Origin of the sequence: Marinobacterium sp. MBR-109 (assembly GCF_040547565.1) — a bacterium.
Classification (GTDB): Bacteria; Pseudomonadota; Gammaproteobacteria; order Pseudomonadales; family Balneatricaceae; genus Marinobacterium.
In genome coordinates this window covers 90,075-112,223 of sequence record NZ_JBEPPZ010000002.1, presented here as the reverse complement: position 1 = coordinate 112,223, position 22,149 = coordinate 90,075, and the positions used below count along the sequence as shown (strand labels likewise).

The following is a 22,149-nucleotide window of genomic DNA, read 5'->3' as shown; positions in this document are numbered from 1 at the left end:
CGCAACTGCGGGGCTTTTCGTTTCCAGCTTCACAATAGGCACGGTTTGATCTGACGCAAGCGACCATTCGGAGCTTCCGGTATACTGACGCACATTGCGATCTGAAGGAGCACACTGATGAAAACCCGATACGATGTTCTGATTGTCGGTGGTGGAATGGTGGGATCGGCACTGGCCTGCGCCCTGGGCAACTCCGGGTTGTCGGTGGCCGTACTGGAACGGCAGCTGCCTGCCGGTTTCGAGCCTTCCCAGCCTCATGATCTGCGCGTATCCGCATTGAGTATTGCGTCCGAGCGCTTCCTTCAGAACATCGGTGCCTGGGGTGGAATCAAGGACCGGCGCAGCTGCCCCTACCGACGCATGAAGGTGTGGGAAAAAAGCTCTACTGCTGCAGCCACCGAGTTTGATGCCGCCGCTATCGGCTACGACCACCTTGGCCATATCGTTGAGAACCGCCTGATCCAGATCGCACTGCTGGAGCGCCTGAAGGCATTCGACAACGTTGATCTGATTTCACCAGCCCCAACAACACGGATTGACTACGCTCCTGGCGCGACGCTGGTGCAGCTGGAGGATGGTCGTGAACTGGTCGGCAGGCTGGTCGTGGCAGCGGATGGAGGAGACTCAAAGGTGCGCCAGGCGGCCGGTATCGGTGTGACCAAGTGGGATTACGAGCAGCACGCACTGGTCGCCGGTGTCACGACTGCCTACGGCCAGCAGGACATCACCTGGCAGCAGTTCACTCCGACCGGGCCACTGGCCTTTTTGCCATTGAGTGGGAATAACGCTTCGCTGGTCTGGTACAACACGCCAAACGAGGTCAAGCGCCTGCTGGCGTTGCCTGAAGAGCAGTTCCTGCAGCAACTGCATGCTGTATTTCCAAGCGAGTTGGGTCACATAACTGAAATACAGGGACGCAGCAGCTTCCCGTTAAGACGTCAGCATGCGCAGCAATATTGCCATGAGGGCGTAGTGCTGGTTGGGGATGCGGCGCATATGATTCATCCGCTGGCCGGGCAGGGCGTCAATATTGGCCTGTTGGATGCAGCAGCACTGGCGCAGACTCTGCTTGCAGCACACCAGTGTGGTGAGTCAATCAGCGACTTAAGTGTGCTGGAACGCTACGAAAAACAGCGCCGCCGTCACAATCTGCTGATGATGCAGGTCATGGACGGATTCTATCGCATATTCAGCAATGATATCGGGCCGCTCAAACTGCTTCGGAATGCGGGGCTGGGTCTGGCCGGGCACTTGCCGCCGGCACGTAACCGGGTAATGGAGTTTGCGATGGGGCTCAGAGGAGAGCTACCCGATCTGGCAAGATAGGCGCCGGGTACAGAAACAAAAATGACCGCCCAAGGGCGGTCATTTCATATACAGCGAAGAGGCGGTATCAGGATGCAGCAGAGGCACTGGCTGCTGAAGCGGCCTTGCGAGCAGCAGGTTTGGCTGCCGGCTTTTCAGCTTCAGTTTTCGGCATGAAGTTGCTGATATCGAACTTGGTCATATCAAACTGGTTCATGTCGAACTTGGGCAGATCGAGTTTGGTCAGGTCGAAGTAGGGCATTTCGCTCAGTGAGCTCAGGCTCTGCTCGAACAGGCTGGATACTTCTTCACGCACTTCATTCAGCGTGGCCAGTTCCTGTTCGGCAACTTCGGTCCACTTCGCTTCCTGCTGCTTGATGAAGCCCATCTGAAGCTCCAGCGCCTGCTTCGGCTCTTTCACTTCAGCCAGTGCCTTGACCTGGGCCAGGCTGGCATTAACGCAATCGGCAAAATAGCCGGACTGCAGAGCAAAAATCTTCTCAACAGCTTTCTTGTTGATTTCAGCCAGCTCGGTAACGGGCTTCATTTTGTCCTGCATCTCTTTCAACATGTTGTCGTACATAGTCACTTACCTTTAATAACAGTGCAAAGAACCGACTTCAGCGTTTTTGCTGCGGTGCAAAAACTGCATGATAGACATTCAATTCTCACTCTGTCAAACTTGCAGCCAACAAAGTGAATTCTTTTTGATTTGCGTTAATCTGACCGGCAGATCGACGAAATTCAGTACCTTTTAGCAGACAGCATAGCGCTGAAAGCAGGCCGTCGGTTGGCATCATTCCCGTGCGGCCAGTAGCCAGGGATATGTGCAGGTGCACAATCCCTGTCGACCGATTTACTTGGTGCTCTTGGCAGCCATGTCCATCGGCTTCATGAACTTCTGCAGTTCAGCCATGAAGGGAACATCCTTCAGATCACCAATTTCGGCAACGCTTTTCTCAACCAGACCGGTGAGCTCTTCCTTGGCTTCAACCAGGGCAGCCATCTCTTTTTCGGCCACGTCGGTCAGTTTGGCTTCGATCTCTTTCAGGTATTTGACCTGAAGTTCCAGTGCGGCCTTGGGATCGCGGGACTCAGACAGGGTCTTCATTTGATTCAGACTGGCGTTAACGAATTCAGACACGTAGGCAGACTGCAGGGCAATCAGCTTCTCGGTGGTCTTTTTGTTGATTTCAGCCATATCCATGACCGGCTTCATTTTATCTTTCATGTTCTCGTACATAGTAAGTCACCTCTTCAATGACGTTTGCAGCATTCGCTGCGTTTTTGTGCATTGCAACAATGAGTTCACTTTAGTGATATGAGAGCAGAGTGTCAAGCCTGTTTTGTGCATTGCACAATAATATTTTTTCGCAGCCTGCACTGCCTGAATATACAGGGATGATGAGCGATGGGGCGGCTTTATGCCAACAACCCTGTCATCATTGGGGGCGGCATGCGGCAGTGCAACAAACAGGTCGACCGGGTTGAACTGCAATGATGATCCGGAATGGTTACAATGAGGTAAATACGACATGAATTCCGACACAAGGCACTTTATGCATACTGAAATCTGTCATCCCGGGTTCCGCTTTCTACAGCGCAAGACGATCGAGTCACTCAATATTGAGGTGGGAGAGTACGAGCACAGGGCAACGGGGGCACTGCATTATCATATCGCGTCAGAGCATGACGAGAATGTATTTCTGGTTGCCTTCAGGACCATGCCGGAAGACTCTACCGGCGTGGCACACATTCTGGAACACACCGCACTTTGTGGCAGTGAGCGCTATCCCGTACGTGATCCCTTCTTCATGATGACCCGGCGCTCGCTTAATACGTTCATGAATGCATTCACCAGCAGCGACTGGACGGCTTACCCTTTTGCCAGCCAGAACCGGAAGGATTTCTTCAATCTGCTGGATGTGTATCTGGATGCCACCTTCTTTTCACGGCTTGATCCGCTGGATTTTGCTCAGGAAGGTCATCGTGTCGAGTTCAGCGAAGCGACCAACCCTGACTCCTCACTAGTGTACAAGGGTGTGGTATACAACGAGATGAAGGGGGCGATGAGCTCACCGGTTTCCACACTATGGCAAACGCTGACACGCTACCTGTTTCCCACCACCACCTACCACTACAACAGTGGTGGTGAGCCGGATTGCATTCCGGATCTCAGTTATGAAGAGCTGCTGGCGTTCTATCGCAGTCACTATCATCCCAGCAACGCGGTCTTCATGACGTTTGGCAACCTGCCGGTTGAAGAGCTGCAGCAGCGTTTTGAAGAGCAGGCTCTGTCCCGCTTTGAACGCCGTGATGAGGCGCTGAGTGTGGATGACGAGAAGCGTTATTTCGCACCGGTACGCGTTGAAGAAGCATATGCGCTTGAGCAGGACGACCTCACGGCTGCGACCCATCATGTAATGGGCTGGCTGCTGCCGCGTTCAATTGAGCTGGACCAGCTGATGCAGGCACATCTGCTCAGTCGGGTGTTGCTGGACAACTCCAGCTCTCCGCTGCGGGCGGCGCTTGAATCAACCGACCTGGGCAGCGCTCCTTCACCACTGTGTGGACTGGAAGACTCCAACCGCGAGATGAGCTTTATGTGCGGCCTTGAAGGCAGCGAGCCCGAAAAGGCAGTGGCCTTCGAGCAACTGGTGATCGATACGCTTGAAAAGGTTGCAGAGGAGGGCGTACCGCAGGAAATGGTTGAGGCCCAGCTGCATCAGCTGGAGTTGAGCCAGCGCGAAATTACCGGTGACGGCTATCCATTTGGGCTGCAGCTGATTCTGTCTGCCATGCCGGCCGCCATTCACCGCGGCAACCCGATTGGTGTACTGGATATTGATCCCGCTCTGGAAAGGCTGCGTGAGCAGATCAAGGATCCGGCGTTCATTCCTGGACTGGTCCGCCGCTGGCTGCTGGACAATCCGCACCGTGTGCGCCTGACCCTGCGACCGGATGCCGAGCTGGCTGTTCGCCGTGATACTGCTGAAGCGGCACGGCTGGAGCAGATCAAGGCGAAGCTGAGTGAAACCGACAAACAAGGCATCATTGAACGCGCTCAGGCGCTTGAAGCACGTCAGCAGCAAGTTGATGATGACAGCATTCTGCCCTGCGTGACGCTTGAAGATGTCCCTGCCGAGCTCAATCTGCCGACCGCAAGCGAGCTGTCTACTGACCCGCTGAAGACAACCTGGTTCGGTGCCGGTACCAATGGTTTGGTGTATCAACAGGTGATTATTGACCTGCCCGAACTGAGTGAGCGCGAGCAGTCCCTGATGCCGCTCTACACCTACTGCCTGACAGAGCTGGGTTGTGGTGAGCGCGACTATCGCGCCAATCAGGCCTATCAAAGCCAGGTGACCGGAGGCCTGCATGCCTACACGAGTCTGCGAGGCAGCGTCGATGACGAACAGCAGGTCAGTGCCTACCTGGTCATGTCCGGCAAGGCTCTCAGTGTCAACAGTGAAAAGCTGACCGCACTGATGGCCGAAACACTGGCTGATGCACGCTTTGATGAAACCGCCCGCATTCGGGAAATTGTGGCGCAGCAGCGTGCTCGTCGTGAGCAAAGCGTTACCGGCTCAGGGCACAGTCTCGCCATGATGGCAGCAGGTGCGGGCTTCAGTCCGGTCGCTCAGCTGTCACATCAGACCCGCGGTCTGGCAGGGGTTCGCTTCGTCAAGCAGCTGGACAAGAGCCTGGCCGAAGAGAACATGTTGACCGCCCTGTCAGCCGAGCTGACGGCGCTGCATGAGCGTATTCGGTCGGCGCCGCGCCGCTTCCTGCTGGTTGCGGAAGAAGAGCACCGCGACAGTTTGCGCCAGCAGATGGAGCAGTTCTGGTCAGAGGGTATTGTGCGTAGCCAAACCGATTTCATACCTCTGTCACTGCCGGAAACCCGCTCTGCCGTGCAGCAGCTCTGGCTGACCAGCACACAGGTCAGCTTCTGTGCCAAGGCCTACCCGACAGTACCTACAGGCCACCCGGACGCAGCGGCATTGACCGTACTGGGTGACTATTTGCGTAACGGCTATCTGCACCGTGCCATCCGTGAAAAAGGCGGTGCCTATGGCGCAGGAGCGGGGCAGGACAACGGTGATGCCATCTTCCGCTTCTTCTCTTACCGAGACCCTCGTATCGAAGGCACGCTGGATGACTTTGATCGGGCACTGGAGTGGTTGGCCACCTCTGAAGGCGATCCGCAGCGACTACAGGAAGCGATTCTGGGTGTGGTCAGCTCCATGGACAAGCCGGGCTCACCGGCAGGTGAAGCCAAGTCGACCTATCACAGCGGGCTATTCGGGCGCACGCCGGAAATTCGTCAGGCATTCCGACAGCGCATTCTGTCGGTCACGCTTGATGATCTCAAGCGCGTGGCATCTACCTGGCTCTCGCCCGAAAAGGCGAGCCTGGCCGTTGTGACCAGTCACAAGGCTGCAGATGCACTGCCGGCAGAGTGGGAACGAATCGAAATCTGACATCCGCTTGCGGCAGCATGCAACATGGCTGCCGTAATGCTTACAGACAGACACAAAAAACCCGGGCAAGCCCGGGTTTTTCTTTTTCGATCTCAGTGATTACTTCTTGAAGTCATCCAGGATCTTGTTGAAGGTAGCGCTTGGGCACATCACCTTGAACACGGTATCCAGATTGGCGTGGTAGTAGCCATCCAGCTCGGCAGGCTTGCCCTGTACCGCATTCAGCTCGTCCACAATGGCCTGCTCGTTCTGAGTCAGGGCATCAGCCAGCGGCTTGAATTCGGCTGCCAGGTCAGCGTCATCGGCCTGAGCGGCAACTTCCTGTGCCCAGTACAGGGCCAGGTAGAAGTGGCTACCACGGTTATCCAGCTCGCCGGCCTTGCGGGAAGGTGACTTGCCATTCTCCAGCAGACGCTCGGTTGCCTTGTCCAGTGCTGTTGCCAGTACTTTGGCGCGGGCATTGCTGTGCTTGATGCCCAGCTCCTCAAGGGACACTCCCAGTGCCAGGAATTCACCCAGCGAATCCCAGCGCAGGTGGTTTTCCTGCATCACCTGCTGTACGTGTTTCGGTGCAGAACCGCCGGCACCAGTTTCGTACATGCCACCGCCAGCCAGCATCGGCACGATGGACAGCATCTTGGCAGAGGTTCCCAGCTCCATGATCGGGAACAGGTCGGTGAGGTAGTCACGCAGTACGTTACCGGTTACGGAGATGGTGTCCTGGCCGCGGATCAGGCGCTCCATGGAGAAGCGGATCGCTTCGTTGTAGGACATGATGTGGATTTCGAGACCTTCAGTGTCGTGCTCTTTCAGGTACTCTTTGACCTTCTTGGTCAGTTCCAGGTCGTGGGCACGTTCCTGATCCAGCCAGAAGACGGCCGGAGTGTCGGACTGGCGTGAACGGTTGACTGCCAGCTTGACCCAGTCACGGATCGCCGCGTCCTTGGTCTGGCAGGCGCGCCAGATGTCACCTTTTTCCACTTCGTGCTGCATCAGCACTGTGCCGTCAGCCTTGACTACACGCATGGTGCCGTCAACTTCAATTTCGAAGGTCTTGTCGTGAGAGCCGTATTCTTCGGCCTTCATCGCCATCAGGCCAACGTTCGGTACGCTGCCCATGGTGGTAGGATCGAACGCACCGTTGGTCTTGCAGAAGTTGATCATCTCCTGATAGATGCGGGCATAGGTGGACTCAGGCATAACCGCCTTGGTGTCCTTGGTCTTGCCATCGCGGCCCCACATCTGGCCGGAGTTGCGGATCATCGCCGGCATGGAGGCATCAACGATCACGTCAGACGGGATGTGCAGGTTGGTGATGCCCTTGACAGAATCCACCATCGCCATTTCAGGACGGTGTTCGTAGCAGGCATGGATCGCTTCTTCGATCTCATCCTGAGTGGACTGGGGCAGGGACTTGATCTTCTCGTAGACGCTGCTCATGCCGTTGTTCGGGTTAACGCCAAGCTGCTCGAACAGTTCACCGTACTTGTCGAACACTTCACGGTAGAACACACGCACCGCGTGACCAAACACGATCGGGTGAGACACCTTCATCATGGTTGCCTTGACGTGCAGGGACCACATGACACCGGCTTCTTTACAGTCCTGCAGCGTGTCTTCGAAGAAAGCGTCCAGCGCTTTGGCACTCATGAACATGCTGTCCAGAACTTCGCCTTTTTCCAGGCTGAGCTCTTTTTTCAGAACAGGCTGACCACCCTTGGGAATGAATTCGATGCGCACATCGGTTTCTTCCGGCATGGTGACCGATTGCTCGCTGGAGAAGAAATCACCGCCACGCATGTAATCAGCGTGGGAGCGTGAAGACTTGCTCCATTTGCCCATTGAATGCGGGTGCTTGCGAGCGAAAGCCTTGACCGCAGCCGGTGCACGACGGTCAGAGTTGCCCTGACGCAGAACCGGGTTTACAGCGCTGCCGAGAATGCCGGCGTAACGGGACTTGGCTTCTTTTTCTTCGTCGGTCTGCGCGTTCTCAATGTATTCAGGCACGTCGTAGCCCTGCTCCTGCAGCTCTTTGATGGCGGCACGCAGCTGGGGAACGGAAGCACTGATATTCGGCAGTTTGATGATGTTGGCATCAGGGTCTTTGGCCAGTTCGCCGAGGAAAGCGAGGCCATCTTCGACGCGCTGCTCTTCGGTGAGGCGCTCGGGGAAGGCAGCAAGAATACGGGCAGCCAGGGAGATATCGCTCAGATCAACTTCAATATCGGCAGAAGAAGCGAAGGTGCGAATAATCGGCAGCAGCGAAGCGGTCGCCAGTGCCGGAGCTTCATCAGTTAGGGTATAGATGATTTTTGATTTTGTAGGCATGTTTTTCCCCGAAATGATTTATGGCTGGATTGCCAAGGGCTCGTTCGGGCGATGGATAATCACCCTGCGCTGTTTGAATGAGCCTGGCGCTTGTAAATCGGCTACAAATTATAAAGGCTGAAGGGCCGTTTTGATACCCGGGCACTATCGACTTAGGGCTAAAGAGTGGGGTGGAAATGATAAAAAAGCGTTACAGGATGTAGCCAAACGACAACCGATCAGACCTCGACAGGGAGGTCTGATCGGATACAGCAGGGCGGTGCTTCAGTTCTGTTCCGGCTCGTAACCCAAATTGGGCGCCAGCCAGCGTTCGGCTTCATCCATGCTCATTCCCTTGCGTTTGGCATAGCTTTCAACCTGATCTTCACCAATTTTGGCCACACCGAAGTAACGTGCATCAGGATGGCTGAAATACCAGCCGCTCACCGCTGCCGTTGGCAACATGGCAAAGCTTTCGGTCAGTACCATTCCTGCGTTGTGTTCCACATCGAGCAATTCCCACAGCAGGGCCTTCTCGGTGTGATCCGGGCAGGCCGGATAACCCGGAGCGGGGCGGATACCCTGGTACTGCTCACGAATCAGGGCATCGTTATCAAGATTTTCATCTGCCGCATAGCCCCAGAACTCGGTACGAACGCGCTTGTGCATGCATTCAGCAAAGGCTTCGGCCAAGCGATCGGCCAGCGCCTTGACCATGATGCTGTGGTAGTCATCATGATCGGCTTCAAACTCGGCGATCATTTTGTCGATGCCAATGCCGGCCGTGACCGCAAATGCGCCGATGTAATCCTCAACGCCTGAATCGTGAGGGGCAATATAATCACCCAGACAGTGATTGTAGCGTCCCTCGACTTTTTGTGTCTGCTGGCGAAGGTGATGCACACGCATGCGTACCTGATCCCGCGTGTCATCGGTATAGATTTCGATGTCATCCGCGTTACGACTATTGGCCGGGAACAGGCCGATTACACCACGGGCACGCAGCTTTTTGTTGTCGATGATATCGCGCAGCATCAGCCTGGCATCTTCATACAGCTTGCGTGCTTCTTCACCAACAATTTCATCATCAAGAATGCGCGGGAAGCGCCCGGCCAGCTCCCATGACTGGAAGAAGGGTGTCCAGTCGATGTAGCGACTCAATTCTTCCAGCTCATAGTCTTCAAACACATGAATGCCGGGCTTGGCCGGTGCAACCGGAACGTAACTGCTCCAGTCGATCGGTTGGCGATTGGCACGGGCGGCCTCCAGCGTTACCCGGCGCTGATCGTTCTGACGCGCCGCATGACGCTCGCGTACTGCCTGATATTCATCCTGTATCTCTTTGATGAAATTGATTCTTTTTGTCTCAGACAGCAGCGATGATGCCACGCCGACAGAGCGCGAAGCGTTCGTGACATGCACGACCTGATTGTTCTTGTAGTTGGGTTCAATCTTCACCGCCGTATGCGCCTTGGAAGTGGTAGCGCCGCCGATCATCAACGGAATGGTAAAGCCCTGGCGCTGCATCTCTTTCGCCACATGCACCATTTCGTCCAGTGACGGGGTGATCAAACCGGAAAGGCCAATAATATCGGCATTGTGCTCACGGGCGGCCTGCAGGATTTTTTCCGAAGGCACCATTACGCCCAGGTCGACGATTTCGAAGTTATTGCACTGCAGAACGACACCGACGATATTCTTGCCAATATCATGAACATCACCTTTCACGGTGGCCATGATCACCTTGCCGGCGGAGCTGCTGGCATTGTCGGCCTTTTCCTCTTCGATGAAAGGCATCAGATAGGCGACCGCCTTTTTCATCACGCGAGCGGACTTCACCACCTGGGGCAGGAACATTTTGCCGGCGCCAAACAGGTCACCCACAACCCCCATGCCGTCCATCAACGGGCCTTCAATTACCTGCAACGGGCGCTCATAGAGGTGGCGACACTCTTCCACATCCTCTTCAACATAGTCAGCAATCCCCTTGACCAGTGCATGAGCCAGGCGCCTGTTGACCTCCCAGCTGCGCCACTCCAGATCCTGCTTGACCGAAGATTCAGAAGCACCGCCCCGATATTTCTCCGCCAGCTGCAGCATCCGTTCGGTGCCGTCTGCACGTCGGTTCAGAACGATGTCTTCGACATGCTCGCGCAGGTCTTGTGGCAGGTCATCATAGATCGCCAGCTGGCCGGCGTTGACGATACCCATATCCATGCCGTTTTTGATGGCGTGGTAAAGGAAGACGCAGTGAATCGCTTCACGCACCTTGTCATTGCCGCGGAACGAGAAGGAAACGTTGGAGACGCCACCGGACACCTTGGCGTAGGGCAGGTGCTGCTTGATCCAGCCGGTGGCATTGATGAAATCGTTGGCGTAGTTATCGTGTTCTTCGATGCCGGTGGCAATGGCGAAGATGTTAGGGTCAAAAATAATGTCTTCCGGCGGGAATCCCACCTTGTCCACCAGCACACGGTAGGAACGCTCACAGATCTCGATCTTGCGCTTGTAGGTATCAGCCTGGCCGGATTCATCAAACGCCATGACCACTACGGCGGCACCGTACTGACGAATCTTGCGCGCCTGTGCGATGAAGTTTTCTTCGCCCTCCTTGAGGCTGATCGAGTTGACCACACCCTTGCCCTGAATGCGCTTGAGCCCTTCCTCCATCACATGCCACTTGGAGGAGTCGAGCATGATCGGTACCCGGGAAATGTCCGGTTCGGAGGCGATCAGGTTCAAGAAACGGTTCATCGCCGCTTCGGCATCCAGCATCCCTTCATCCATATTGATGTCGATGATCTGGGCACCGTTCTCCACCTGCTGGCGGGCAACCTCAAGCGCGGTCTCATAGTCTCCTTCCTTGATCAGACGGCGGAACTTGGCGGAACCGGTGACGTTGGTACGCTCACCCACATTGATGAACAGGGTATCGGCACCAATATTCATCGGCTCCAGACCGGACAGGCGGCATTCGACAGCCAGCTCGGGAATTTTTCGTGGGGCCTGATCCAGCAGCGCTTCGCGAATGACGCGGATATGTTCCGGCGTGGTGCCGCAGCAGCCGCCAACGATATTCACAAAACCGGATTGTGCCCACTCGCGGATTTCGTCTGCCATCTGTTCGGGCGTTTCGTCATACTCGCCGAATGCATTGGGCAGGCCGGCATTGGGGTGCACGGACACGAAGGTATCGGCCACGCGGGACAGTTCTTCCACGTACTGGCGCAGCTCTTTCGGCCCCAAAGCGCAGTTGAGACCAATGCTGATTGGGCGAGCATGGCGCACCGAGTTCCAGAAGGCTTCTGTGGTCTGTCCGGAGAGCGTACGCCCGGAGGCATCGGTGATGGTGCCGGAAATCATGACCGGCAGGCGGATATCATGCTGCTCAAAATAGTACTCAATAGCATAGATCGCCGCCTTGGCGTTCAGCGTATCGAAAATGGTTTCGATCAAAATGATATCGATGCCACCTTCAAGCAAACCGTCGATGGACTCGGTGTAGGCCTCTACCAGCTCATCAAAGGTTACATTGCGATAGCCGGGATCGTTTACATCCGGTGAAATGGTCGCTGTACGGTTGGTCGGGCCAAGCACACCGGCAACATAGCGGGGACGGTCCGGAGTTTGTGCCGTTACCCTGTCGGCCGCCTCACGTGCCAATCGCGCTGCCGCCACGTTGATTTCGCGGGTCAACACCTCCATCTCGTAGTCGGCCATGGCGATGCGAGTGGCGTTGAAGGTGTTGGTTTCGATAATATCCGCGCCCGCCTCAAGGTAGGCGATATGGATGTCGCGAATGAAATCCGGCTGAGTCAGCACCAGAAGGTCGTTGTTGCCCTTAACGTCCAGGTGCCAGTCGGCAAAACGCTCGCCACGATAATCCGCCTCAGACAGCTTGCGCTCCTGGATCATGGTGCCCATGCCGCCATCAAGCATCAGGATACGCTGGTTCAGTGACTGGCTGAGCTGTGTGTGCAGATTTTTGTTGTTCACGTGTACATCCATTGCAATAACCTTTGAGAGAGCGCCATTGTAGTCCAAACAGAGGGCGCTTTGCCTGAGGGCTGGTCATACAGTATTGAAAATATTTTGAGATTGCTGCGTTGCATAAATTTTCCTGAACGCGCACTTATAATTTGAAACAAACGTGCTAGAATGCACCCGCTTTTTCAGATCGCTGTTTCTCAGGACCAATTCGACGTCCATCCCCTCCATGGCACCCTCAGACTTCCAACCGGAACCTGTGGGATCACTTTGCCTATTGAGTGAAGGGGTAGCCGCGGACGGACGTCCGGTATCACAGATACCAGAGAGCGGTGTTAATGAGTACCGGCAAGCCGGTCATACAGAGAGAAGACGCAGGTTTTCAGTATGCTGCAGACATTCTTGAAAGCGAAACTGCACCGGGTAACTGTTACCCATGCAGAGCTTCATTATGAAGGTTCATGTGCCATCGATGGTGAATTGCTGGAGAAATCCGGCATTCGTGAATATGAGATGATCCATATTTACAACATCAACAATGGCGAACGCTTCACCACATATGCCATCAGGGCTGAAAATGGCAGTGGCGTCATTTCTGTCAACGGAGCGGCCGCGCACAAGGCTCAGAAAGGCGATCTGCTGATTATCTGTTCCTACGTCCAGCTGGACGAGCAGGAAGCAGAAGGCTACCAGCCAACTCTGTGCTACTTCGAGAATGCCAAGTCGGATAACGGCGTCGGCATTACCGATGATGAGCTGCGCGCTCGCAACCAGCTGACTGGTATGAAGTCAGCCATCCCGGTCCAGACAAGCGACATGTAACGCGAAACTGGATTGAAGAACCCGCCCGGCACTCGCCGCGCGGGTTTTTTTAGTGGCTGTCTCTATTGGTAGGTATTTACCCTTACTGCATGACGCCATGTCGACACTTTGAGACTATTCGTATCATAAGTGATCAACATCAATTTTGCCGCAACCTGCAGCATGGCTCGCTTTGCGGCTCTGCAGCCTTTATTGAAGTGGCTGTTTACGCCTTTTGTCTTAGTTTACTCGGCAAGAACTTTCGCTAAAGTGTCGCCACCTGCCTCAGGGACTGTCAACAATACAACTATAAACCTCCTGAGCTATTCACCAACCCGAGAGTTAGAGGCCGCTGCGATGTCTTACCATGCAGAGTACACCAAGTCTGTTGAAAACCCGGAAGCCTTCTGGGCCGAAAAGGCGGCAGACCTGCCCTGGTTCAAACAGCCCCAAACCATCCTCTCCAAGGATGAAAACGGCATTGACCGCTGGTTTGCGGATGGCGAAATGAACACTGCCTATATGGCACTGGATCATCACGTTGAAAATGGTCGCGGTGACCAGCTGGCTGTCATCTACGATTCACCTGTCAGTGACACCAAGCGCCAGCTGACCTACCGCGAAATGCGTGACCAGGTGGCTCTGTTTGCCGGCGTGCTCAAGGCGCAGGGAGTCGAGAAGGGCGATCGCGTTGTAATCTACATGCCGATGGTGCCTGAAGCCCTGATCGCCATGTATGCAGTGGCACGCCTGGGCGCCATTCACTCGGTTGTATTCGGCGGTTTTGCGCCCCACGAGCTGGCAGTCCGTATCGATGACGCTGAGCCCAAGGTTGTGGTAACGGCATCCTGCGGCCTCGAAGTTTCCAAAATCATTGAATACAAGCCGATGCTGGATGAGGCGATCGAGCAGTCCGCCCACAAGCCGGAAAAATGCATCATTCTGCAGCGCCCGCAGGCAAAAGCCGAACTGATCGCCGGGCGCGATCTGGACTGGGAAGAGGCCGTAGCATCTGCAGAGCCGGCCGATTGCGTCCCGGTAAAAGGCACCGACCCGCTCTACATCCTTTACACCTCCGGTACCACCGGCAAGCCCAAGGGCGTAGTGCGTGACAACGGTGGCCACGCTACCGCACTCAAATACTCTATGAAGGCGATCTATAACATCGACGCCGGTGACACCTTCCTGGCGGCATCCGATGTTGGTTGGGTTGTAGGACACTCCTACATTGTCTACGCGCCGCTGCTGGCCGGTGCCACCACTATCGTGTACGAAGGCAAGCCGGTACGCACACCGGACGCCGGTGCATTCTGGCGTCTGTGTGAAGAGTACAAAATCAAGGCGCTGTTCGCGGCACCGACTGCCTTCCGCGCCATCAAGAAGGAAGATCCGGACGCGAAAGAGATCGGCAAGTACGATCTGTCCAGCCTTGAAATCATCTTCATGGCAGGGGAGCGTCTGGACCCGCCGACCTATCACTGGACCATTGAGAAAACCGGCAAGCCGGTGATTGACCACTGGTGGCAGACCGAAACCGGCTGGGCCATTTGCGGCAACCTGATGGGCATCGAGCAGAAAGAGCCGAAGCCGGGTTCTGCCACCTTGCCGGTTCCGGGCTTCAATGTGCAGATTCTGGATTCAGAAGGCAACCCGATGCCGGCAGGCGAGCAGGGCTCCATTGCCATCAAGCTGCCACTGCCACCGAGCTGCCTGCCGACCATCTGGGGCAATCATGAGCGCTTCCGTGCCGGCTACCTGTCTGACTTCCCGGGGTATTACACTTCAGGGGATGGCGGCTACAAGGATGAAGACGGTTATGTGTTCATCATGGGTCGCACCGATGACGTAATCAACGTGGCGGGCCACCGCCTGTCCACCGGCGAAATGGAAGAGATCGTCGCGGATCACCCCGCAGTTGCCGAGTGCGCGGTCATCGGTATCAATGACGCACTGAAAGGACAGGCGCCCATTGGCCTGGTACTGCTCAAGGATGGCATTGATCTGGATGAGGCAGAGCTGGAGAAGGAATTGGTTGCAATGGTGCGCAAGGAGATCGGCCCGATCGCCTGCTTCAACCGCGCCATCGTGGTACAACGCCTGCCCAAAACCCGCTCCGGCAAGATTCTGCGCAAGCTGCTGCGCCAGATCGCGGATGGTCATGAATACACTGTGCCGTCTACCATCGACGATCCAGCCAGCCTGTCTGAAATTGAAGGCATCATGGACAGTCACGGCCTGGTTCAGCACAACTGATCAACCTGAATGAGCGAACAAGGGCAGCCACAGGGCTGCCCTTTCTGTTTTCGTTATCCAATAGTCCTGATACGGTCGTAACTGACGCTCCATCTGGTAGACTGTCTGTTTAAAGATACTCTTCAAGGCCCCTGCGTCCGTTATGCGAACCATCTCCTTTCGCGCACTTTTGATCATCTCCAGCCTGCTACTGCTGCTGATTTTTTTTGGAATGACCCTCTACAGCCTGAGCGAGCGTCAGAGCCTGTTCCAGCAGCAGCTTGAACGCAAGGCAGACGCACTGCAGCAGAGCTTTGAGCTGACGCTGCATGAGCAGGAAAACAAAATGGTATTGCTCGCCTCAATGATAGCGGCTGACCCGGTGGTACAAGAGCTGTTCTACCACGGCTCCCGTATGGTACTGATAGAAGGGGGAGGCAAGGGCGGTGAAGAGGCGTCACGGCTGCGACAGTCCCTGTTCGATCGAGTGGCGCCTGCTTGGCAGCAGATGCAGGAGCAGCACGCGCTGCGTCAGCTGCACTTCCACCTGCCACCGGCAAAATCCTATCTGCGCGTTCATGCGCCAGATCATTTTGGTGACGACCTGTCATCCGTACGCCCCATTATTGTAAATACCAATCACACAGGAAAGCCCCAAACCGGTTTTGAAATCGGGCGCGTCTATTCTGGTATTCGCGGTGTTACACCGGTTTGGTATACCCGCCAGGATGGCTCACTGGCTCATACCGGAGCGCTTGAGGCTGGCGCATCGGTTGATAGCGTGCTGACCCGACTGGCCTCCATGCTGGATGCCGAACTGGCCCTGCTGTTAAGCCGCAGTCATGTTGAACGGACAGTATGGGACGCGTTCAAGCCAGAGCCTGTGTCAGCCTGCGACTGCTACATCGAAGCGACAACTTCAAATCAGATCACACAATGGCTGCAGCGCTCAGCACTCTCATTTGATGGACTGACTCAGCAGGCTGATGCACAGATACTGAGCTGGGAAGGACGTGTATACAGCCTGGCTCGCTTCCCGCTGCAGGATTACAGCAGCAGGGCAGAAAACTCCGCCCAGTCACCCGCTGGCATTATCATCGGCTGGCAGGATATCACCGAACTTTGGCATAAAGAGCGGCGCTCACAGCAGCTGCTGATCCTGGTGACCACCGGTGCCTACATACTGACCCAGCTATTGCTTCTGCTTTTGCTGCGCAGACTGAGACAGATGATGCAGCAGCATGTGAACGCTGCCGCCGCCGAGGCCGAACAGGCGCAGCGCCAGCTCAACAGTCTGCTGAGCGACTCCCCGGTCGTCACCTACAGCCTGCGCATTCCCGGCACGTCACTTGACTACATTTCGCCTAATTGCACGCACCTGCTGGGCTACCATCCAGAGCATATCATTGGGGATAACAACTGGTGGATTGAGCATATTCATCCGCATGATCGGGAGCATGTCCGCCAGACGCTGGACTGGACTCAGTGGCCCGCCAAGGGCATTCGCAGGCGCTATCGACTGCAGCACAACAACGGACAGTGGCGCTGGATCGAAGACCGGTGTCGCGCATCCCGCTCTGCAGATGGTGTGCAGATGCTGAATGGCGTGCTGCTTGATGTTACGGCACAGCATCGCGCCGAGGAGGCCTTGAAGGAAAGCGAACGCAGCTTGCGCCGGGCGCAGCGGATCGGTGCCGTAGGCAGCTGGGAGTATCATTTTGCCGATCAGTCCCTGACCTGGTCAGAAGAAACCTACCGAATTTTCTCGGTAACACCGGAGCAGACGCCCGATTACGCTCTGTTTATCAGTCGCGTTCACCCCGATGACCGCGAGTTGGTCGACAGCGCCTGGCATGGCGCCATGCAGGGTGAGCGTTACGACCTTGAGCATCGTATCCTTGCAGGCGGAGAGGTTCGCTGGGTGCGTGAAATGGCTGACTTCGAGCACGACGAAGCTGGTGTGCTGCGGGCTACCGGCATGGTGCAGGACATAACCAGTCAGAAGCTGCGCGAGCAGGAACTGCATCGACTGGCCACAAGTGATGCACTGACAGGGCTCGCCAATCGGCGTTATTTCATGGAGCGACTGGAACAGGAGCGGGCGAGAGCCGTAAGGTTCAATACCCGCTGCGGACTGATGATGATCGACCTTGATCACTTCAAGCAGATCAACGACCAGTTTGGCCACGCTACCGGCGACCGAGTTCTCAAGGCCTTTGCTGAAACGGCCACGGCGCAGCTGCGTCAGATCGATATTATAGGCCGCATTGGAGGTGAAGAGTTTGCTGTGCTGTTACCAGGCACGGATCTGGCAGGCACAGAAGTCCTGGCAGAGCGACTGCGACTGGCCGTAGAAGCCATCAGTCTTGCCGATATCGAGTCATTACAGGTCACCACCAGTATTGGTATAACTGTAATAACAGCATCGGATCATGAGGTTGATACACCGCTAAGCAGGGCCGACAAGGCTGTTTATGCCGCCAAGGGGAATGGTCGCAATCGCACGGAGATTTCAGACTGAAATGTATTTTTAATACCTAATATGTACTGTGTAATTTTAGTATCGGCACCGTATCTCCTGATCTGGAACAGATATCCTTATTAAGGTTGCGGTATATTGAACAGATCAAAACATTCTGGCTCACAATATGAAGCGCACCCTTAGCCTGCTCGCCCTGACAATATTGCTGCTCATCCTGACTCTGCTGATCATTTGGCCGTTCGGGCAGAGTACCACCGTTGAGCAGAGGCAAGAGGACACCAGGCACGGCAGCCAGGTACTGCGCTTCGGCTACAACATCCCTGAACGCAGTGCGCTCCATCTGGCCGCCGTACGCTTCAAGGAAGAGGTTGAACGCCAGACAGAAGGGCGTGTCGAAATCCAGCTTTTCCCCAATCAAATTCTGGGCAATGACCACCAGATGCTGGAAATGGCACGCCGAGGCGAGCTTGATCTGCTCTTGATACCTTCCGCCAAACTCAGCGTTGCACTGCCGGAAATGCAATACGCCGACCTGCCTTTTCTACTGCCCGCACGAGAGGACATGTATGCAATGCTGGACGGCGAGCCAGGCAGATTATTGCTGGAAAAAATGAACAGAATCAACATGGTTGGCATAACCTTTTGGGGTAATGGATTCAAACACTTCACAGCCAATCAGCCCTTGAAAACACCATCCGACTTTGCTGGCCTTGATATCAGAATCATGAAAAGCCGCCTGCTGCGCGATCAGTTCAATCTGATGGGCGCCGAAGCGGTTCCGATCGATTTTCACGAAACCCGGCAGGCGCTTCTTGATGGGGTTGTGGACGGCCAGGAGAACCCACTGGTGGCCATTCATGGAATGGGAATACACGAAGCACAAACCGACCTGACACTGAGTGAACACGCCTATCTGGCCTATATTTTTGCCATTAGCGGCAAACGGTTTAACCAGCTTCCCGGACACCTGCAGACCCTTCTGATTGAAACAGCCCGGGATCTTACGCCCTGGCAGCGAGCCGAAACCGAGCGCCAGGAAAGCGAGTTTCTGGCCGAGATTGAGGCAACAGGCGTCCGTATCCATCGATTAACCGAATCCGAGCGGATACAGTTTCAGCGCGCGATGCAGCCGCTGGCTGAACGCTTCGAAACCATCATTGGCGCTGACATCCTTGCTTACACTCAGGAATACGCAACACTGCAGCACCCAAAGGATAACCGTTGGCTTATCGGCGTAGACACCGATCTGAGCACGGTTTCACCCCTGCTCGGACTTGAAATCAAGCGCGGTGCAGAGCTGGCGATCCAACGCTTTCGCGAGTCAGACCCCATACTGAGCCCGGATATTCGAGTGGTGACCCGCGACAATCGCAACCTTACAGGTCGCTCAAGCCGAGCGCTGGATGATTTTGCACGCCAGCCGTCCATGATCGGGGTTATCGCCGGGGTAGGGCCGCTTGCATTTCAGGCCCTCCAAATGCCGCTTGAATCATCATTGCCGGTGCTTAATCCATGGATGAACCATTCAGATCTGTTTACGACTGACAGCCGCCTTATCAACCTGGTATCACCTTCATATCAGTTTGCCGAACAGCTGACAGAAGAGCTCAGGCAACAAAATATCAGCACAGTACAACTGCTTACGGAAACAACAGCCTTGAGCGAAGACCTGGCCCTGGCCATAGAAACCGAAGCGATCAAGTCAGGCCTGGAGGTCCGCTCAAAAGCCAGGCTGGACCCGGCAAAATCCTTGGTTGACCAGCTTGAAATCAGACAGAACATATCGACAGACGCTATTATTCTGGTATTGCACAGCCAACTGCTGGAACAGAGTCTGGAGTGGTATGAGGCACATCCCGATTCACCCTTGCTGATTTCAACGGTGGACTGGACTGTTTCAGCCCGCGCACCCAAAGTACTCAGCATGCAAAGCTGGCATCATGGGGATACTGCAACAGAGGTGATAGCAGCGTACATTAATCGTTACGGTACTGAACCGAGCTCGGTTTCAACACTTTTGCAGTCTCATGATGCAGCCTGGATACTTCTGCTCGCGGCAACTCGGTGCGAGGCCGGACTGCATGACAATATTAAGCAGGCACTTAATGCCGCAGCTCCATGCGAGCAATTGGTAACGGATTTTTCATCGACAACGCCCGGCCAAACGGGGCGATTCAGGCTGCATCTGGCACCAGCCTATCGGCAAACCGATAGCCAAAGAGGAACACCATGAAGTTATCAACCTCTGACCAGCCGCCAAAACGCTATCGCAGCCTTCAGCGTAAACTGACCCTGACCATATGCGGATTTGTAGCCCTGGTGATGCTCATCGTCACCTTTACGGTTGCCTATATTCTTCGCAATGAGCTGTATCAGCAGGCATACAAGGGGCTGGGGGAGAGCGCTCGCTCGTCATTGATACAGCTGGAAAACCGCATTGCCTATCTGGTTGAAGGCACCGCAAGACTGGCAGAAAACCCCTTCATGGTAAACGGGTTGATTGATAGCCAGGCCCGCAGCACTGACCTGCCACCGCTGCTGAAAAATTTTTCATCCGGTACCTCCATGCGCTCGGCAGCCTTGCTGGATTTCGATGGCCAGCCGGTATATCAGGATGAGCATTGGCTACCGGAGTTCAATCAGTCTACAGAGCTTAGAGCAGCGCTCTCCATGGGAGAAATTGCGCTCTATAACGACACTGCCAATCGGCAAATGACCGTTATTGCACCCATCAAGTTCTACGCAACAACTCAGGGCGCACTGCTGGCCGCATTCGACCTTCGAGAGCTGGTTTCGCGCCATGCTTTTCGCGAAAACGACGGCTTCCTGCGACTCTACACCAAAAATGACTCCATACTGACACTGGGGCATGACGAAGCAATCAAATACATCAGCAGCCGGCAGCGCCCAACATCGGATACACCTCTGCTGCAGCAACTTGATCTCAGCCTTGAAGCAGGTATTCCCGAGTCACAGTTCGAATCCGTCATTACAACCACAGTGACCCGATTCATTGGGATTGGCATTATTTTGACCTTGATTGCCGCCATACTGGCAGCATGGATCGGGCAGGGAATTGCATCCCCCATAATCGAGCTGTATCGCAGAGTTAAGGATACACGCCGCGGAGCCTGCGCCCCTCTGGGGACACATGATGAACTTGAAGCGCTGGCAGAAGCCTTTGATGAACGCACACGCGCCCTTGAAGTGGCGCAGCAGGGGCTGCAGGAACAGCGCGACCGTTTTGAATACGAGGCCAACCACGATTCACTGACAGGACTGCCCAACCGTTTCAACTTCAATCAACAGCTGGACCTTGCAATCAGCCAGGCTATTCGCAGCGATTTGAGTTTTGCACTTGCCTACATTGATCTGGACCGATTCAAACTGATCAATGACAGCCTTGGCCACCCCGTGGGAGACAAAGTATTGATCACCGTCGCCAACCGGCTCAAAGAGCTTCTGGGAGAGGGCGATCGACTGTTTCGTCACGGCGGTGATGAATTTTTCCTGCTGTTTGCCGCAGGCGCCGATACCTGCCGTGAAGACGAACTGCTTCCCCGCATTGTAGCGGCCCTATCAAGCCCCGTAATCAAACACGGGCATCACCTGGATGTCCGCGCCAGCATCGGTGTCACACGCTGCCCACAGGACGGCAATACCGCTCAGGCGCTGACACGCAACAGCGATCTGGCCATGTATCTGGCCAAAAAACACGGTGGCGGGCAGTATCAGTATTTTCATACCAGCCTGAGCGATCAGGCTCTGCAACGCATGGAAGTTGAGGCAGGGCTGAAACAGGCACTGCGCCAGGGAGAGTTGCGAGTGCACTACCAGCCGCAGGTCGATATGCGAAGCGGGCGAATGACTGGCACTGAGGCACTGGTACGCTGGCAGCATCCGGAAAAGGGCTTGCTGATGCCGGGCGCATTCATTCCAATTGCCGAAGAGACCCGGCTGATCATCGATCTGGGCAATGAAGTGATGCGACAGGCCTGCCTGCAGCAGGTCGAATGGTATCGTGCCGGCTTCAACCCGGGGCGGGTCTCAGTCAACCTGGCCGGCGCTCAGATTCACGAAGCCGATCTGGTTGAGTCCATTCAAAACGTTTTGAGCCTGACTGGCTGCAAACCGCAATGGCTGGAACTGGAAGTGACCGAAGGCTTTATTATGCAGGACCCGGCCAGAACCGTGCCGGTCCTCAAGCAACTAAAGGAAATGGGAATACTGCTGTCGATTGATGATTTCGGCACCGGATACTCATCCCTGACATACCTTAAACGACTGCCGGTTCGCAGACTGAAAATCGACCAGTCGTTTGTACGCAATTCGGTGATGGACCCCAACGATCTTGCCATTATCGAGGCAATTATCGCGTTGGCCAACAAGCTGGACCTGGAGCTGATCGCAGAAGGCGTTGAAACGGAAGAGCAGAAAAAACTTCTGCTGCAGGCGGGATGCCCATATGCACAGGGCTATTTATACGGCAAGCCCATGCCGGCACTGGAACTGATGGAAATGCTCCGCGAGAACCAGACCGGCACAATCTAG

11 protein-coding genes are annotated in these 22,149 nt (G+C 55.3%); 7 read left to right on the top strand and 4 right to left on the bottom strand.

Going from position 1 to position 22,149, the window contains the following annotated elements; translation table 11 throughout:
- Positions 1–117 precede the first annotated feature (117 nt).
- Positions 118–1,326, top strand: coding sequence for a UbiH/UbiF/VisC/COQ6 family ubiquinone biosynthesis hydroxylase (locus ABIE60_RS03530; protein WP_354467806.1), 1,209 nt, complete (start codon positions 118–120; stop codon positions 1,324–1,326).
- 67 nt (positions 1,327–1,393) lie between these two features.
- Here ABIE60_RS03530 and ABIE60_RS03525 read toward each other — a convergent pair whose 3' ends face one another.
- Positions 1,394–1,888, bottom strand: a complete 495-nt coding sequence (locus ABIE60_RS03525) for a phasin family protein (protein WP_354407372.1) — start codon at positions 1,886–1,888, stop codon at positions 1,394–1,396.
- A gap of 273 nt (positions 1,889–2,161) precedes the next feature.
- Positions 2,162–2,536 carry a phasin family protein gene (locus ABIE60_RS03520; RefSeq protein WP_354467804.1) on the bottom strand — a complete coding sequence of 125 codons (375 nt, stop codon included), beginning with the start codon at positions 2,534–2,536 and terminating at the stop codon, positions 2,162–2,164.
- A 328-nt stretch (positions 2,537–2,864) separates the two neighbouring features.
- Here ABIE60_RS03520 and ABIE60_RS03515 point away from each other — a divergent pair, with 328 nt between their 5' ends.
- A complete protein-coding gene (locus ABIE60_RS03515; RefSeq protein WP_354467802.1) occupies positions 2,865–5,789 on the top strand; it encodes an insulinase family protein in 2,925 nt (974 codons plus the stop codon).
- 99 nt (positions 5,790–5,888) lie between these two features.
- Here ABIE60_RS03515 and ABIE60_RS03510 read toward each other — a convergent pair whose 3' ends face one another.
- Positions 5,889–8,117: an NADP-dependent isocitrate dehydrogenase gene (locus ABIE60_RS03510; protein WP_354467800.1), complete on the bottom strand. Its 2,229-nt coding sequence runs from the start codon at positions 8,115–8,117 to the stop codon at positions 5,889–5,891.
- A gap of 264 nt (positions 8,118–8,381) precedes the next feature.
- Positions 8,382–12,104, bottom strand: coding sequence for a methionine synthase (gene metH, locus ABIE60_RS03505; RefSeq protein ID WP_354467799.1), 3,723 nt, complete (start codon positions 12,102–12,104; stop codon positions 8,382–8,384).
- Positions 12,105–12,470: 366 nt separating this feature from the next.
- Here metH and panD point away from each other — a divergent pair, with 366 nt between their 5' ends.
- The 5 genes from panD to ABIE60_RS03480 all read left to right on the top strand — a co-directional run bounded on the left by panD (position 12,471) and on the right by ABIE60_RS03480 (position 22,149).
- The gene (gene panD / locus ABIE60_RS03500) at positions 12,471–12,905 is read left to right on the top strand and encodes an aspartate 1-decarboxylase (RefSeq protein ID WP_206841578.1); all 435 of its coding nucleotides are present in this window, start codon (positions 12,471–12,473) and stop codon (positions 12,903–12,905) included.
- A 162-nt stretch (positions 12,906–13,067) separates the two neighbouring features.
- Positions 13,068–15,137, top strand: a complete 2,070-nt coding sequence (locus ABIE60_RS03495) for a propionyl-CoA synthetase (RefSeq protein ID WP_502914938.1) — start codon at positions 13,068–13,070, stop codon at positions 15,135–15,137.
- 142 nt (positions 15,138–15,279) lie between these two features.
- Positions 15,280–17,637 (top strand): sensor domain-containing diguanylate cyclase, encoded by a 2,358-nt coding sequence (locus ABIE60_RS03490; RefSeq protein ID WP_354467797.1) that lies wholly within the window; start codon positions 15,280–15,282, stop codon positions 17,635–17,637.
- A 127-nt stretch (positions 17,638–17,764) separates the two neighbouring features.
- A complete protein-coding gene (locus tag ABIE60_RS03485) occupies positions 17,765–19,831 on the top strand; it encodes a DctP family TRAP transporter solute-binding subunit (protein ID WP_354467796.1) in 2,067 nt (688 codons plus the stop codon).
- A complete protein-coding gene (locus ABIE60_RS03480; RefSeq protein ID WP_354467795.1) occupies positions 19,828–22,149 on the top strand; it encodes a putative bifunctional diguanylate cyclase/phosphodiesterase in 2,322 nt (773 codons plus the stop codon). The genes ABIE60_RS03485 and ABIE60_RS03480 overlap by 4 nt, the downstream gene beginning before the upstream one ends.

What these genes read in the sequence shown, in the direction of transcription:
- ABIE60_RS03525 (WP_354407372.1), bottom strand. Translation starts at nt 1,888, where the DNA reads ATGTACGACAACATGTTGAAAGAGATGCAGGACAAAATGAAGCCCGTT.
- ABIE60_RS03495 (WP_502914938.1), top strand. Translation starts at nt 13,068, where the DNA reads ATGGCTCGCTTTGCGGCTCTGCAGCCTTTATTGAAGTGGCTGTTTACG.
- metH (WP_354467799.1), bottom strand. Translation starts at nt 12,104, where the DNA reads ATGGATGTACACGTGAACAACAAAAATCTGCACACACAGCTCAGCCAG.
- ABIE60_RS03515 (WP_354467802.1), top strand. Translation starts at nt 2,865, where the DNA reads ATGCATACTGAAATCTGTCATCCCGGGTTCCGCTTTCTACAGCGCAAG.
- ABIE60_RS03490 (WP_354467797.1), top strand. Translation starts at nt 15,280, where the DNA reads ATGCGAACCATCTCCTTTCGCGCACTTTTGATCATCTCCAGCCTGCTA.
- ABIE60_RS03530 (WP_354467806.1), top strand. Translation starts at nt 118, where the DNA reads ATGAAAACCCGATACGATGTTCTGATTGTCGGTGGTGGAATGGTGGGA.
- ABIE60_RS03480 (WP_354467795.1), top strand. Translation starts at nt 19,828, where the DNA reads ATGAAGTTATCAACCTCTGACCAGCCGCCAAAACGCTATCGCAGCCTT.
- ABIE60_RS03510 (WP_354467800.1), bottom strand. Translation starts at nt 8,117, where the DNA reads ATGCCTACAAAATCAAAAATCATCTATACCCTAACTGATGAAGCTCCG.
- ABIE60_RS03520 (WP_354467804.1), bottom strand. Translation starts at nt 2,536, where the DNA reads ATGAAAGATAAAATGAAGCCGGTCATGGATATGGCTGAAATCAACAAA.
- ABIE60_RS03485 (WP_354467796.1), top strand. Translation starts at nt 17,765, where the DNA reads ATGAAGCGCACCCTTAGCCTGCTCGCCCTGACAATATTGCTGCTCATC.
- panD (WP_206841578.1), top strand. Translation starts at nt 12,471, where the DNA reads ATGCTGCAGACATTCTTGAAAGCGAAACTGCACCGGGTAACTGTTACC.